At 69.9% G+C, this 926-nt stretch carries 1 protein-coding gene; it reads right to left on the bottom strand.

Annotated elements, in window-relative coordinates; translation table 11 throughout:
* Positions 1 to 57: 57 nt before the first annotated feature.
* Positions 58 to 926, bottom strand: an 869-nt coding sequence (locus QN345_RS19495) for an alpha-L-rhamnosidase C-terminal domain-containing protein (protein WP_323509170.1), incomplete at its 5' end; no start/stop codon positions are given.

Below are 926 nucleotides of genomic sequence, written 5' to 3' on the forward strand. Positions count from 1 at the left end.
CCCCCTTTTCCGTGCGCGAGTCGCGCACGCGCTGCGCATTCGGGCGCGGGAGCGGCTCTAGGGGCGGGCGTTCAGGGTCGCGAGGAGCCCCTCGACGCGCGCGAAGCCGGCCGGCGGCATCATGATGAGTGAGCTCCCGAACGGGGAGTCGCTCTTCCAGCGCCCGCCGCTCGTCCAGCCGAGCCCGATGACGTACTCGATCTCCGCGAAGAGCGCCTGGAGGGCCGCACGGGCTTCGGCGTCGTTCACAATCTCCGAGAGGGAGGTCTCGAGGGTCAGCGGCGCCCGGGCAGGGACAGCGACGAGCGCGGAGACATCCGTCACCCACTCGTGCCTGCCGGAGCCGATCTCAACGGTCTCGGCTGCGCCGGGCAGCAGCACGCGGGCCGTGGTGTTCGGCGGAATCGTGACGCAGAGCGAGAACGTGCCGCCGTAGAGGGTCCAGTTGACGCGCACCGGACCATAGCCGGTATCGAGCCGCGCGAAGGAACGGGTGAGTCCTCCGCCGAGGATCGGCGCAATCTGTACCACCCGGTAGCCGGGCTCTGCGGGCGCGATACCGCCGATGGTGCGGTGCATCCAGTCGGCGACCGCACCGAGCGCGTAGTGGTTGAACGAGGTCATCTCGCCCGGGTTGATGCTGCCGTCGGGCAGCATGCTGTCCCAGCGCTCCCAGATCGTGGTCGCGCCCATCGAGATCGGGTAGAGCCAGGACGGGCAGCCCTCCTCGAGCAGCAGCCGGTACGCGACCTCGGACTGCCCGGCCCGGCACAGCGCATCGCAGATCAGCGGCGTGCCGACGAAGCCGGTGCCGATCCGGTAGCCGTGCGAGCGTACGAGCTCGGCGAGCCGGGCGCCGTGAGAGCTGTGCACTGAGTCGTTATGTGTCGTCTCGAGACGTCCCGCATCGCGCGCACTTGGTAGCG

The organism is Cryobacterium sp. 10I1 (assembly GCF_035019805.1).
Taxonomy (GTDB): Bacteria; Actinomycetota; Actinomycetes; order Actinomycetales; family Microbacteriaceae; genus Cryobacterium; species Cryobacterium glucosi.